Below are 13611 nucleotides of genomic sequence, written 5' to 3'. Positions count from 1 at the left end.
AGACACCGCGGGCAGGAGGGTTTCACCGTGACGACCTGGCTGATCACCGGCTGCTCTACCGGGCTCGGCCGCGCGCTCGCGCAAGCCGTCGTCGCGCACGGTCACAACGTCATCGCGACAGCGAGGAACCTCGACAAGCTCGATGGAATCGGTCAAGCGCATCCCGAACAGGTCCTCTTCGCGGAACTCGACGTCACGGACACATCGCAGGTGCCATCCGCTGTCGGTGCCGGCATCGACCGGTTCGGCGCCATCGACGTGCTCGTGAACAACGCGGGCTACGGCTACCGCGCCGCCGTCGAGGAAGGTGACGACGACGATGTGCGGCAACTCTTCGCGACACACCTGTTCGGCGCGGTCTCGATGATCAAGGCGGTGCTCCCGCAGATGCGTCGACGCGGCTCGGGAACGATCGTCAATCTCTCCTCCATCGGAGCGCGCCTGACGCCCGCCGGCTCTGGATACTACGCGGCAGTCAAGTCCGCCATCGAAGGTCTCAACGGCGCGCTGCGACGTGAGGTCGAGCCCCTCGGAATCACGGCGATGGTGGTCGAGCCCGGTGGGTTCCGCACGGACTTCGCGGGCCGATCACTGGCGCAGTCCCGCACGGTGATCGAGGACTACGCCGAGACGGCCGGCGCGCGGCGCAAGGAGAACGACAATACCGACGGCACCCAGCCCGGCGATCCTGCGAAGGGCGCCCAGGCGATCATCACCGCCGTCGAGTCCGGCGAAGCGCCCGAGCTGTTGGTCATCGGGCGCGACGCCGTCGACAACTACCGTCGGGTTCTCACCGCGCAGCTGGCGTCGCTCGAGAAGTGGCGTGATCTCAGCGAGCAGACCGGGTTCGACGACGGACGATGACCGCCACCGATACCTCCTCGACGCCGACCGTCGTCGGCTCGCCCGCTCAGAAGCATGTGCTGCTGGCGATCATCCTGACGAGCTACTTCATGATCGTGCTCGACAACTCGATCGTCTTCACCGGCCTCGCGAGCATCCGATCAGACCTCGACCTCACGACGACCGGGCTGTCATGGGTGCAGACGGCGTACGCGCTCACCTTCGGCGGTCTCCTCCTCCTCGGCGCTCGGGCGGGCGACATCCTCGGCCGCCGCCGGATGTTCGTGATCGGACTCTCGATCTTCGGAACGGCCTCCCTCGCGATCGGACTGGCGCCTTCGGGGGAGTTCCTCATCGCCGCTCGCGCCGTGCAGGGAGTCGGCTCCGCCATCCTCGCCCCCACGAGTCTCGCGCTACTGACCGCCAACTTCGCGGAAGGCCCCGCACGCACGCGCGCCGTCGCGACCTACGGATCCGTCGCCGGGCTCGGCGCGAGCTTCGGACTGGTGCTCGGCGGCGTCCTGGCCGACCTGACATCGTGGCGCGTGGGGTTCCTTGTCAACGTGCCGATCGGAGTGGTGCTCATCATCGCGGCGTTGCGCTGCATCCAGCCCTCCTTCACACGGGCCGGTCGTTTCGACATCGCGGGCGCCGTGACGTCCACGCTCGGCATGGCGGTCCTCGTCTACGCCGTCACGCGGACCGCCGATCACGGCTGGACGGACCCGTTCGCGCTCGCGCTGCTGGGGATCGGCCTCGCGACCCTCGCGGGCTTCGTCCTCATCGAGTCCAGGTCCGCCGACCCGATCCTTCCCCTCCGCATCTTCGCGAATCGATCGCGAGCCGGTGCGTTCATCGCCCGCATGCTCTTCGCCGGATCGATCTTCGGCTACTTCTTCTTCATCAGTCAGTACCTGCAGGCGGTGCTCGGCTTCAGCCCGCTGCAAGCCGGCCTCGCGTTCCTCCCGATGACCGTCGTCCAGTTCGCGTTCTCGATGACGGTCTCCCGATTGACGAAGCGGTTCGGCAACCCGACGCTCGTGGTGATCGGTCTCGCGGTGACGGCAGGCGGGATGCTCCTGCTCAGCGGCCTGGGCGCCGAGACCACGTACTGGCCGGCCATAGCCCTGCCGATGGTCCTCCTCGGACTCGGGCAGGGGATCGGATTCGCGCCGCTCACCGCCGCGGGCGTGACCGCGATCGGTGCTCGAGATGCCGGTGCGGCGTCCGGTGTCGTCAATGTCGCGCATCAGCTCGGCGGTGCACTCGGAGTCAGCGTCATGGTCGCGGTGGCGTCGACGGCGGATGCTTCGGCAACCCCCGCGGGCATCGCCGTCGAGACCGCGACCGGCCTGACGGCGGGGGCCGCGCTGCTCGGCCTCGCGCTCCTCGCCGCTGTCGCTCTCATCGTTCCTTGGCGCTCACGCGCCACCCGTCATCTCAAGGAGACATCATGACCGCCTGGACACCGGACGAACTCTCGACCGTCGACCGCGTCGACGAACTGGAGCTCTCCTCCCGACGACCCGACGGCTCTCTGCGCGGCTTCGTGACGATGTGGGCCGTCCGCGTGGGCTCTGACGTGTTCGTACGATCGGCTCGCCAGGAGAATCCGTGGTTCCGCCGCGCGGTGGCTTCGGGTTCGGGTCGCATCCGCATCGGCGGGGTCGTGAAAGACGTCGCCTTCGAGCGGGTCGTCGATGGAGGCGATGCCCTGGACGCCGCCTACCACGCGAAGTACGACCGCTACGGCGCGGGGACGGTCGGCACCGTTGTCGGGCCGGCGGCCCATGGCCGCACGCTGCGAGTCATCCCATCGATCTGAAAGGACACTCCCCATGCAGTACACGCTCCTCGGAAATTCCGGGCTCAAGGTCAGCCGGATCGCGCTCGGCTGCATGAGCTTCGGCGCGCCCGGAACAGGTCGCGACTGGACGCTCGATGACGACGGCGCCGAGCCGATCTTCCGCCAGGCGCTCGACCTCGGCATCACCTTCTGGGACACCGCCAACGTCTACGGACGCGGCACCAGCGAGGAGATCGTCGGACGCGCGATCAAGAAGTACGCGTCCCGCGAGCAGATCGTCCTCGCGACCAAGCTGTTCTGGCCGATGCACGCGGGACCCGGGGGCTCCGGCCTGTCACGGAAGGCGATCATCGAGCAGACGGATGCGTCACTCCAGCGCCTCGACACCGACTTCATCGACCTGCTCCAGATCCATCGGTACGATCCCGACGTGCCCGTGGAGGAGACGATGGAGGCGCTCCACGACGTCGTCAAGTCCGGCAAGGTGCGCTACATCGGCGCATCGTCCATGTGGGCATGGCGATTCTCGAAGATGCAGTACACGGCGGAGCTGCACGGCTGGACGAAGTTCATCTCCATGCAGGACCAGTACAGCCTCACCCACCGCGAGGAGGAGCGGGAAATGTTCGGCCTGCTCGCCGACCAGGGTGTCGGCTCCATCCCCTGGAGCCCGCTCAACGCCGGTGTCAACGCGCGCCCCTGGGGTGATCAGAGCACCGAGCGGGCGAAGCAAAACCCCGATACCGACATGTTCGGCAACCCGCTCCGCCTCGACAGCGACAGCGCCATCGTTGACGCGATCGAGAAGATCGCCGCCCGTCGCGGAGTGCCGATGGCTCAGATCGCCCTGGCCTGGGTGCTGAGGAATCCCGTCGTGGACTCCGTCCTGTCCGGCGCGACGAAGCCTCGTCACCTCGACGACGCCGCCGCAGCCCTCGACATCACCCTCACCGATGAAGAGATCACCGCCCTCGAGGCCGGATACGTGCCTCGCACACCCACCTACTTCCACTGATTCAGCAGGACAGAAAAGGACACACCATGCACAACGTCACACTCAACAACGGCGTCGAAATGCCGATCCTCGGCTTCGGCGTGTTCCAGGTCGGCCCCGAAGAGACCGAAGCGGCGGTCACCGCTGCTCTCGCCGCCGGCTATCGCTCGATCGACACCGCGGCCGCCTATCAGAACGAGGAAGCGGTCGGCGCGGCGATCGCGAAGTCCGGCGTCCCTCGCGACGAGCTCTTCATCACGACCAAGCTGTGGGTGCAGGATGCTCCGGCCGAGACGAACACCGCGAAGGCTTTCGATGACTCGGCGCGCAAGCTCGGCCTGGACTACGTCGACCTCTACCTGATCCACCAGCCCTTCGGCGACTACTACGGTCAGTGGCGGGCAATGGAAAAGATCAACCGGGATGGTCGCGCACGGGCCATCGGCGTCTCGAACTTTCCCGCCGACCGCATCCTCGATCTGATCGCCAACAACGAGATCCGTCCTGCGGTGAACCAGATCGAGACCAATCCGTTCCACCAGCAAGCGGCCGCGCACGACGTCCTCGTGGCCGAGAACGTCCAGCACGAGTCGTGGGGGCCCTTCGCCGAAGGCAAGAACGACCTCTTCAGCAACCCTGTGCTGTCCGAGATCGGCGCGAAGTACGGCAAGTCCGTCGCACAGGTCGTGCTGCGCTGGATGATCCAGCGCGACGTCGTCGTGATCCCCAAGACCGTCAGTCCAGAACGCATGGCGCAGAACCTCGACGTGTTCGACTTCGAGCTCACGGACGGCGACTTCACGCAGATCGCCGCACTCGACGAGGCGACGTCGCAGTTCTTCGACCACCGCGACCCGGACATGGTCCGCTGGCTCAGCGCCCGCCGTCTCGAGGCGTGAGGATGAACATCGAACCGAGCGCGCCGACCACCAAAGGTCCCTCCGAGAGGTTCGCCGGCGACGTCTGGGTCGACCAGATCGCCTCACCTCATGAGTCGGGCCAACGCATGGTCGTCGCGCTCGTCCGGTTCGCTCCGGGCGCTCGCACCGCCTGGCACTCCCATGCGCGGGGCCAGTACCTGCGGGTGACCTCCGGCGTGGGTCGATTCGGAACACGGGACGGGCGGATCGTCGAAGTCCGCGCCGGCCAGACGATCTATACCCCGCCGGGCGAGGACCACTTCCATTCCGCGTCCGAAGACGCGTTCATGGAGCACATCGCGATGATCGAGAATGCGGACAACCCCTCCGAGACAACTGTCTGGAAGGAGCACGTCACCGCGGCCGAGTGCCGAAGAGCATCGTCCTGAGGTCCCGTGATCGGGGAGTGGACTGACCCGTTCGGCTCAACTGGCGGTGCGCCCGGGCCCGGTGTTGGACGTGGGTTTCGCCGCCGCGAGTCGATGCTCGATCCCGGCGATGAGTAGCTCGATGTTGTACTCGAACTGAACGTCGGATCCTGGTTCCCAGCGCTCGATGACTGCCCTCGCACCGCGCAGTCCATCGGCATCGAGTTCACCGAGCGCTCGCTTCATCTCTGCCAACTGAGGATGCTGGCGACCATCCGCAGTGAGAACCGCCTCGCGCGCGGCGGCAAAAGTGATCTGGTTGACCGCCGTGACCGCTCGGATCGTGTCGTCGGCATCCATTCCGGCGCGGGCGAGTCGCTCGGAGAGGTCCTCGACGATACCGAGCGCGTGGGGCGCCCCGCCGGCGGGAAAGCGGAAGTACGGGCTGTGAGACCCGCTGCGGATCACCGCGCCTCGAAGCCTCGCGGCGAAGATGCGGAGAGCGTCGCGCCAGTCCGCTTCGTCGGGAAGCCGGGCGCCGTCGATCTGCGAAAGAACGACGTCCTCCGCGACGAGCTCGAGGAGGGTGTTGCGATCCGTGACGTGATAGTTCACCGCCGAGGGATCGACGCCGAGCTCGGCGGCGACGGCCCTCATCGTGAGCGTGGAGGGCTCCATCGAGCGCGCCACGTCGATGATCCTTTCGCGGCTGATGCGAGCGGGTCGGCCCCGTCTTTTCGGCTGGTCGATCTGGTCGGTCACTCGATTTCTTCCGGTTCGCGGATAAGTCTACGGCTCGCTCCCCCGGAATTGGTGCTATTTTTCAAGCGCATGAATTAAGCACACCGAGCCTCGACTTCGATGGAGAAGACATGACTGACGAACTGGCACCCATAGCGGGTGCGCCGATTCCCGCGGGCGCGGCCGACCATGCGCCGCGAGCGCTCGACCCGAACGAGGGGCCGGCGACCATGTCCAAGCGGCTGTGGGTCCTCTACCCTCTCGGCCTTCTGAGTCTCTCGATCGTCTGGGGCTCTGCGCTCCAGGTGCTTCTCGCGCGGCAAGTCGCAGCCTTCGGCTCGGGCGGCCCTGACGACGCGGGGACGCTGGGTGTCGTCGTCAGCTTCGCGGCCATCTTCGGGCTCATCGCCGGGCCCGTCCTGGGGTTCGCGTCCGATCGCACGCGCGTCCGATTCCTCGGGCGGCGGAACATCTGGATCCTGGGCTCGGCCGTGGTCGGCGCCGCCGCTCTCATCGCGACCGGACTCGCGCCAAACGCGCTCGTCCTGGGCATCGTCTGGGCGGTCGCGATCTGGCCACTCACCGGATATCAGACGGCAATGGCTGCGGTGCTTCCAGAAAGAGTGCCCGTCCGCGTGCGTGGCACGATGTCGGGCCTCTCGGGCACTCTCGGCCTTCTCGGCACGTTCATCGGCGTGGCGATCGGCGGCTTGACCGAGTCACCGATGCTCGCCTACTGTCTGATCGCTGCGCAGTTGGTACTCGTCGGCGCCGTGTTCGCGTTCTTCACGAAAGATCTCTCTTCCTCCGATCTCGAGGCCGTCGATAGCGCCACGCCTCGCGAGAAGTCGCCGCTGCCGAGCCTGCGGACGGAGCGCGACTTCTGGCTCACCTTCGTTGGTCGATTCCTCACCTTCTTCGGCTACTTCATCGTCCAGGGGATGATGCTCTTCCTCCTACGCGACTACATCGCAGTCGGCGATGGGTCGACCGGTGCCGCATCGGCTGCCATCGTCCAGGTAAGCGGCGTCAGCATCCTGTTCACGATGGTCGCAGCGATCGCGGGCGGCGTCCTCGCCGACAAAGTGGGCCGGCTGAAGATCTTCGTCGTGGCGTCCTCGCTCCTTTTCGTGCCGGCCGCGGTGATCCCCCTCGTCCTGCCGACGTTCACCGGAATCCTGATCGGAATGAGCGTCGCCGGCCTCGCGTTCGGGGCGTACCTCGCGGTCGATCAGGCGCTTATATCGCGCGTCCTGCCGAACATCGAGGACGCCGGGCGGGACATCGGCGTGATCAGCGTCGCGAACGGCGCACCGCAGATCGTCACCCCCGCTCTCGGCGGTCTGCTCATCAGCACGGTGGGCTATCCATCCCTCTTCGTGGTGATGATGGTCTTCAGCGTGATCGGTGCGATCGCGGTGATGTTCATCAAGCGGGTGCGCTGAGGCAGCGGGATGCTCCGTCAACCGTTCCACGACGACTGGTTCGTCGAAACGCTCACTCCCGGTCGTCGGACTCGACCCGCGGGACCACTCACGTTGCCGCATGACGCGATGATGTACGAGATCCGCCAACCGGACTGCGCCAACGCGCATAATACGGGCTACTTCCCCGGCGGTCGCTATCGCTACACCAAGCGCTTCACCGCACCAGAGGAGTGGCGCGATCGGTGCGTGCTGCTCGAGTTCGAGGGGGTCTACCAGCGTTCGCAGGTGCTCCTCAACGGTCGCTCCATCGGCGGACGGCCGTCGGGGTACGCGGAGTTCCGGGTCCCGTTGACCCATGAGCTCGTGATCGGTGGCGAAAACCTCATCGAGGTCGTCGTGGACAACGCCGACGAGCCGAACAGCCGCTGGTATACCGGCAGCGGTATCTATCGTCCCGTGCACATTCTCACCGGGCCTGAACTGCGCATCGGCCCGGCAGGGCCGCGCGCCCGCACAGTGTCGATCGACGGCGCGGACGCGACGGTCGAGATCCGCATTCCTCTCGAGAACTCGGCGAATCGGGCGCTGCACGCGCGGGTTCGGGCCGTGCTGAGCGGCCCTGACGGCCGGAGGACGCAGACCAGCTCAGAGCTGACCGCGACTCCCGGGTCGTGCGAGGTCATCCACATGGTCCGAATCGAGAACGCGCTTGTCTGGTCGCCGGACACACCTGCTCTCTACGACATCGATGCCCGCATAGAGACGCTGGAGGGCGAGGTCGATGCGAGCCAAGATCGGTTCGGCATTCGCACCATCGACGTCGACTCCCTTTATGGACTGCGGATCAACGGTGTTTCCGTCAAGCTTCGGGGGGCAGCGATCCATCACGACAACGGCGTCATCGGGGCTCACACGCTCGAAGCCGCGGAGCGGCGCCGCGTGCGGATCCTGAAGGAGAGCGGCTTCAATGCGATCCGCAGCGCCCACAACCCGGCATCGAGGGCGCTCCTGCGCGCGTGCGACGAGATGGGGATGCTCGTGATGGACGAGCTCGCAGACGCCTGGACTCGACCGAAGGTCAACTTCGACTCGTCGCTCGAATTCCCCCAGTGGTGGGAGGCCGACCTCGAGGCAATGATCGAGAAGGACTTCAATCATCCGTCCGTGATCATGTACTCGATCGGAAACGAAATCGGCGAGACGGCTACGCCGGCCGGGGTCGAGACGAGCCGGACGCTCGCCGGACGAGCACGCACACTCGACCCTTCGAGGCCCGTCACGAACTGCATCAATGCCTTCCTTAATCTGGTGGCGCCCGCAGACGAGCAGAAGGTGCAGTCGAAGGCGGCGGCCGCTCGAGCAGCAGGGCGACAGGAGGCGAACAAGAATCTCATCTTGCTCCTCAACCTGATGATGGGGGCAATGACGAAGATCATGCCGCGACTGCTGAAGCTGCGCGCTGTCGACATGAAGACCCGTGATGCCTTCGCGACCGTAGACGTCGCGGGGTACAACTACATGGCTTCACGCTTCCGAGGAGACGCCCGTCTCCATCCGTCGCGCGTGATGGTGGGTTCCGAAGACCCCGCGACGCAGACCGTCGCAATCTGGCGCGACATTGCGGACCAACCTCACGTCATCGGCGACTTCGTATGGACCGGCTGGGACTACCTCGGCGAGGGGGGGCTCGCCACGATCCGCTACAACGACCGCGCCCGGCTCTACCAGCCGTATCCGGCGCTCGCCGCAGGCACCCCCAACATCGACATCACCGGTCATCGGCAGACGCAGTCGTACCTGAACGAGATCGCATGGGGGCTTCGCGCGGGACCGCACCTCGCGGTGCAGCCGGTCAATCGCTCGGGCGAGAAGCAGACGATCTCGAGCTGGCGATCGACGAGCTCGCTGCAGAGCTGGAGCTGGGAGGGCTACGAGGGGCGGAATGCCGTCGTTGAGGTCTACGCGGACGCCGACCACGTGGAGCTGCGGCTCAACGGAGTCACCCTCGGCCGCGAGCGATCGGGCGCGTCGGTCGGCTACCTCTCGACGTTTCGGGTCCCATACGAGCCCGGTGAGCTCGTGGCGATCTCGTTCGATTCGAACGGTGCCGAGCTGGGCAGCACGTCGCTTCGGACCGCCAGCGAGGAACTCTCGCTCCGCATGACAGCCGAGACGACGACCCTGCGGGCAGATGGACAGGATCTCGCGTTCGTGACCGTTGAGGTGACCGATTCGGCAGGGACGGTGCGCCCGCTCGCCGATCGGCTCGTCAAGATCGATGTCGACGGGCCGGCGACACTTCTCGGACTCGGAAGCGGGGAGGCGATCACCGAAGAGGTCTTCACCTCCAGTGAGCACTCGACGTACTTCGGGCGTGTTCTTGCCGTCGTGCGAGCGGGCAGCCGGGAGGGGAGCGTTCGGGTAACAGCGACGGCAGAAGGATGCGAGCCGCAATACGTGGATCTGCCGGTGACAGGCGACGCTCATGCAGCCTGACTGCTCGGGTGAACGGATCCGGTCCGCAGTGCAGCGCACCTGAGCCAGTGTGATCACTGTGGCGTGCAACCGAGGACATCAGAATCGCGGCCGCACAACACTCTTTCTGCACTGTGAATGATGTTCCCGTAGAGGGTGAGCAGTTGCGGCTTTCGCTCTGTCATTCGAATCATGCGGAATCGCGGACGACACCATCGGGTCTGTCGGAAGCAGGTTCGGACCCGCCTGATACCCGGGGGCACGCCAACGCCTCTGTTCTCACCACGGGATGCTGGCCCCCGGCCAGCCCGTACGCGGCGAGAGCTCTCGTCCAACCCGCATCACGCTGTTGAGTCATGGAATACTGCGGCGGTCCACTCACGCGCCCGTGGGTTTCAGGTCCTCGCACTACCGGTCGCCCGAACTCCGATCCCACGCCCGCATGACGATCAGCGTCTTGGTCCCCTCGACCTTCCCCGTTCGCCGGATGGCGTTGACCACTCGCTGCAGGTGGTCGACGTTGCGTACCCGAAACCGGACCAGGGCATCTGTATCGCCGGCGATAGTGTAAAACTGCTGCACTTCGGGCACGTCCCTCGCGATGGACTCGACCTCGCTTGTGTCGGTTCCGGCGGTGAGGCGGACCTCCGTGAAGGCCTCCATTTCACCGGTGGTCGACTCATCGATCAGTGCGGTGTATCCCGTGATCACACCGTCGCTCTCGAGCTTCGCGATCCGGCGGCTGACCGGCGCGCTCGATAGTCCCACTCGCCGAGCGATCTCCCCGACGGGAAGACGCGCATTGCGCCGGAGTTCCTCAAGAATCGTTAGATCGATCTCATCCATCGAACCTCCCATTTTTGCGTGATGCGAATGAATTATGCGCTTGCCGGAAGGTTGGTGCACGCAACCAATGCGAACCAGTGCACTCTCTCGTCTTTCGTGTGCAGAGTATCAGTCCGTGGAGAAGACTGGCCATCGGAGGAACTCATGGAAGATTCACCGACGACCCGATCGGGCGCCGTCGACTACCGGTTACGTCCAGACGGCGTCGATGTAGTCGGCTGGTCCTGTCCAGCGGACGGATACTCGTCCGCGGTCGTCGCCTTCGCATGCCCGCTATGCGGTGAGCGGATGGTCGACGCGATGTTCGATGGTCTCGGGACCGTGTGGTCGTTCACAACGATCCTCGTGCCGTCGCCGTCACGTCCTGACCCGTACACGCTGGCCTACGTCGACGTCGACAACGGTCCTCGACTGGTCGTGGACGTGAGCGAAGCCGAAGCCCCGAATCTCCGTGTGGACGCGCGGGTCGAGCTCTACATCGACAAAAACGGAAGAGCGAGCGCCGCTGTGGCGCCTAGGGGTGCACATGAGTGAGGCCCTGGCGACGCTGGCAGGCGTAGGGACGTCGGCCTTCGGCAAGCAGTCGTACGATGCGCAAACTCTGATGTGGCAGGCCATCTCCGAAGCGCTCATCGCCGCGGAATGCGCCGCTGCCGACATCGACGCGATCTTCGTAGGGAACGTCTTCAATCATGCGGGGACCGCACAGCGGGGACTCCTAGCCGCAGGATTCGCGGGACAGCCGGTATTCAACGTCGAGAACACGTGCGCGAGCGGGACGCTTGCGGTTCATCTCGCCGTGCAGGCCGTGCACCGCGGTGACTACCGACGCGTTCTCGCAGTGGGCTACGAGAAGATGACCGACACGATCCGCGGGCCGCTTCCGACCGATCCGCGTGATGCAGACGCCGCCGCCGGATTGATACTCCCCGCCGTGTATGCCATGACGGCCAGGCGCTACATGAGCCTTTACGGTGTGACGGCGGAGCAGCTCGCGACCGTATCGGTCAAGAACCACCTGAACGCCCTCCAGAACGACCGCGCGCAGTACAGCGGTGACTTCACCGTGGCAGAGATCCTCGATAGCCGACCGATCGCGGATCCTCTGACGCTGTTGCAGTGCAGCCCCATCTCGGACGGCGCGGGCGCTGTGGTTGTCACGGCCGAAGACGTCGGGGCGGCAGGCGCGAAGGTGCTGAGCTCCGCACTCGCGAGCGCCCGCCCCTGGCCGACCGGACCGGATCAGGTCTGGAATTACGAGCTCATTGAGCGGACCACGAACGAGTCGCTCGCACAGGCGAGCATCTCGCGCAGCGATATCGACGTGATCGAACTTCACGACGCATTCACAATCGGCGAACTCGTCACGCTCGAAGCGATGGGATTCTTCAAGCCAGGCACAGCCGGTCCAGCGACCGAGGCGGGCGAGACAGCAGTCGGCGGTCGGTTGCCGGTGAACGTCTCGGGCGGGTTGCTCTCGCGCGGGCACCCCCTGGGCGCGACGGGGCTCGCGCAGATCGCGGAGATTGCTTGGCAAGTCCAGGGTCAGGCGGGTGCCCGGCAACTCGATCGAGCCGATATAGGTCTCATCGAGACCATGGGGGGAAATGTGGCGGGGCTGACGGGCAACGGATGCGTCGTTATGACGCTCGCAGGAGGAAAGCAATGAACGCGATGGTTCCCTGGGATCTGCTGCGCAAGTCACTGAGAGTGAACGCGAAGCGAACTGCCCTCGTCACATCCGACGAAGAGTGGACCTACACCCGACTTGACTCGCGATCGGCGTCACTTGCCGTCGAGCTGATCGGCCAGACCGCTGCGGGGGATCGGGTCGCCCTGCTCCTGGGAAATACGGCGGAGTACGTCGTCGCGGACCTCGCAGTCCAGCGCTCCGGCCTGGTTAAGGTGCCGCTCAACCCCATGCTCTCCGCTGAAGACATCAACTACATCGTCGCCGCCGCGGAGTGCTCCGTCCTCCTGATGAAGAAGGGTATCCACGCCCAGTCCCACCAGATCCTCGAGGCGGCCGTCGCCGCGGGTGTCACCGTAAGCGAACTGGACGTGAGCGGCGAAGATCCGGTAGCACCGGAAGCTGAGATCGCCTCCACCCGCGTCGTCGACCCGGCGGCTCCCGCGACCATGCTGTTCACAGGAGGTACCACGGGGCGCCCAAAAGGCATCCTCCACTCTGCCGGCTCGGTCGCCTCGAACTACATCGCGCATGTCATGGAGGGCGAGGTGCGAGACGGTGAGCTGATGATCCTGGCGTCGGCGCTGAGCCACTCCGCCGGGCTCTTCCTGCTCGCTGGTCTCACGCGAGGGGCAACCATCCATCTCACCGATAAGTTCGACGCCGCAGGCTACGTTGACACGATCGAACGGCACGGACTGACGTGGGGCTCGGTCGTTCCCACCATGCTCTACCGGGCGCTCGACGAGCTGGAGTCCTCGGGCCGACGGCTCCCGAGTCTGCGCACCCTGATCTACGGCTCTGCCCCCATCACGCCCACCAGACTCGCGCAGGCGGTGGAACTTCTCGGGCCGGTACTGATCCAGCTTTACGGGCAGTCCGAAGTCCCCAACTGGGGCACGACGTTGTCGAAGTCCGATCACCAACTCGCCCAGCGCGATCCGGAGATCCTCTCGAGCTGCGGCCGCCCCTCGACGATGGTCGATGTGCTGATCTGCGATGAAGAGGGGCATCCCGTTCCGAACGGCACGACGGGCGAGATCTGCCTGCGGGCTCCGTACCAAATGGTCGAGTACTGGCGCAATCCGGAAGCGACCGCTGCGACCGTCGTCGATGGTTGGGTGCATACGCGGGACGTCGGGTGCCTCGACGACGACGGGTACTTGTTCATCAAGGACCGTCTCAGCGACATGATCATCACCGGGGGTTACAACGTCTACTCGTCAGAGGTCGAGTCGGCGGTCCAGACCATTCCCGCTGTCGCTCAGGTCGCAGCCGTAGGTGTCCCCGATCCGGATTGGGGGGAGGCGGTGTGCGCAGTCGTCGTCCTGCGTCACGGGTTCGACCTCTCCGAGGCTGACCTTCTGGCCGGATCGCGGACGCTGCTCAGTAGCTATAAGCGGCCGAAATCGATTCGGATCGTGCCGGAAATCCCGGTCACGCCCTTCGGGAAGCCGGACAAGAAGGCAATCCGTGCAGAGCTGGCAAGGAGCGTATAAA

The 13611-nt window shown here is 65.5% G+C and carries 13 protein-coding genes; 11 read left to right on the top strand and 2 right to left on the bottom strand.

Features of this window, described 5'->3' with window-relative positions:
• The first annotated feature begins 27 nt into the window (after nt 1-27).
• From MA876_RS02305 to MA876_RS02280, 6 genes are read left to right on the top strand one after another with little or no spacing between them, the layout of a single operon-like run.
• Nucleotides 28-864: an oxidoreductase gene (locus MA876_RS02305; RefSeq protein WP_248145705.1), complete on the top strand. Its 837-nt coding sequence runs from the start codon at nt 28-30 to the stop codon at nt 862-864.
• The gene (locus tag MA876_RS02300) at nt 861-2300 is read left to right on the top strand and encodes an MFS transporter (RefSeq protein ID WP_248145703.1); all 1440 of its coding nucleotides are present in this window, start codon (nt 861-863) and stop codon (nt 2298-2300) included. Before MA876_RS02305 ends, MA876_RS02300 begins: the two co-directional genes overlap by 4 nt.
• Entirely contained in the window at nt 2297-2668 is a 372-nt protein-coding gene (locus tag MA876_RS02295) for a DUF2255 family protein (RefSeq protein ID WP_248145693.1), read from the top strand. Before MA876_RS02300 ends, MA876_RS02295 begins: the two co-directional genes overlap by 4 nt.
• Before the next feature lie 13 nt (nt 2669-2681).
• On the top strand, nt 2682-3665 hold the full coding sequence (locus MA876_RS02290) for an aldo/keto reductase (protein WP_248145691.1): 984 nt from the start codon (nt 2682-2684) through the stop codon (nt 3663-3665).
• A gap of 26 nt (nt 3666-3691) precedes the next feature.
• Complete coding sequence (locus tag MA876_RS02285) at nt 3692-4543, top strand: aldo/keto reductase (protein ID WP_248145689.1); 852 nt, start codon at nt 3692-3694, stop codon at nt 4541-4543.
• A 2-nt stretch (nt 4544-4545) separates the two neighbouring features.
• Nucleotides 4546-4953 (top strand): (R)-mandelonitrile lyase, encoded by a 408-nt coding sequence (locus MA876_RS02280; RefSeq protein WP_248145687.1) that lies wholly within the window; start codon nt 4546-4548, stop codon nt 4951-4953.
• Nucleotides 4954-4989: 36 nt separating this feature from the next.
• Here MA876_RS02280 and MA876_RS02275 read toward each other — a convergent pair whose 3' ends face one another.
• Nucleotides 4990-5622: a TetR/AcrR family transcriptional regulator C-terminal domain-containing protein gene (locus tag MA876_RS02275; RefSeq protein WP_248145685.1), complete on the bottom strand. Its 633-nt coding sequence runs from the start codon at nt 5620-5622 to the stop codon at nt 4990-4992.
• A gap of 182 nt (nt 5623-5804) precedes the next feature.
• Between MA876_RS02275 and MA876_RS02270 the strand changes: the two genes are divergently transcribed.
• Together MA876_RS02270 and MA876_RS02265 are read left to right on the top strand one after the other, a co-directional pair.
• Nucleotides 5805-7118 carry an MFS transporter gene (locus MA876_RS02270; RefSeq protein WP_248145683.1) on the top strand — a complete coding sequence of 438 codons (1314 nt, stop codon included), beginning with the start codon at nt 5805-5807 and terminating at the stop codon, nt 7116-7118.
• 9 nt (nt 7119-7127) lie between these two features.
• Complete coding sequence (locus MA876_RS02265) at nt 7128-9596, top strand: glycoside hydrolase family 2 TIM barrel-domain containing protein (protein ID WP_248145682.1); 2469 nt, start codon at nt 7128-7130, stop codon at nt 9594-9596.
• Between the two features lie 387 nt (nt 9597-9983).
• Here the strand turns inward: MA876_RS02265 and MA876_RS02260 are convergent, their stop codons facing one another.
• Nucleotides 9984-10421, bottom strand: coding sequence for an Lrp/AsnC family transcriptional regulator (locus tag MA876_RS02260; protein ID WP_248145680.1), 438 nt, complete (start codon nt 10419-10421; stop codon nt 9984-9986).
• A gap of 21 nt (nt 10422-10442) precedes the next feature.
• On the opposite strand from MA876_RS02260, the gene MA876_RS19385 reads away from it, so the two are divergent.
• Genes MA876_RS19385 through MA876_RS02250 form a run of 3 tightly spaced genes read left to right on the top strand, consistent with a single transcriptional unit; the run spans nt 10443 to nt 13610 of the window.
• Nucleotides 10443-10955 (top strand): Zn-ribbon domain-containing OB-fold protein, encoded by a 513-nt coding sequence (locus tag MA876_RS19385; protein WP_372491492.1) that lies wholly within the window; start codon nt 10443-10445, stop codon nt 10953-10955.
• Nucleotides 10873-12090, top strand: a complete 1218-nt coding sequence (locus MA876_RS02255; protein ID WP_248145678.1) for a thiolase family protein — start codon at nt 10873-10875, stop codon at nt 12088-12090. Before MA876_RS19385 ends, MA876_RS02255 begins: the two co-directional genes overlap by 83 nt.
• Nucleotides 12087-13610, top strand: coding sequence for a class I adenylate-forming enzyme family protein (locus MA876_RS02250; RefSeq protein ID WP_248145676.1), 1524 nt, complete (start codon nt 12087-12089; stop codon nt 13608-13610). The genes MA876_RS02255 and MA876_RS02250 overlap by 4 nt, the downstream gene beginning before the upstream one ends.
• The last annotated feature ends 1 nt before the right edge of the window (nt 13611 follow it).

Source organism: Microbacterium aoyamense (assembly GCF_023155855.1).
Taxonomy (GTDB): domain Bacteria; phylum Actinomycetota; class Actinomycetes; order Actinomycetales; family Microbacteriaceae; genus Microbacterium; species Microbacterium aoyamense.
This window is presented reverse-complemented; position numbering and strand designations above follow the sequence as displayed.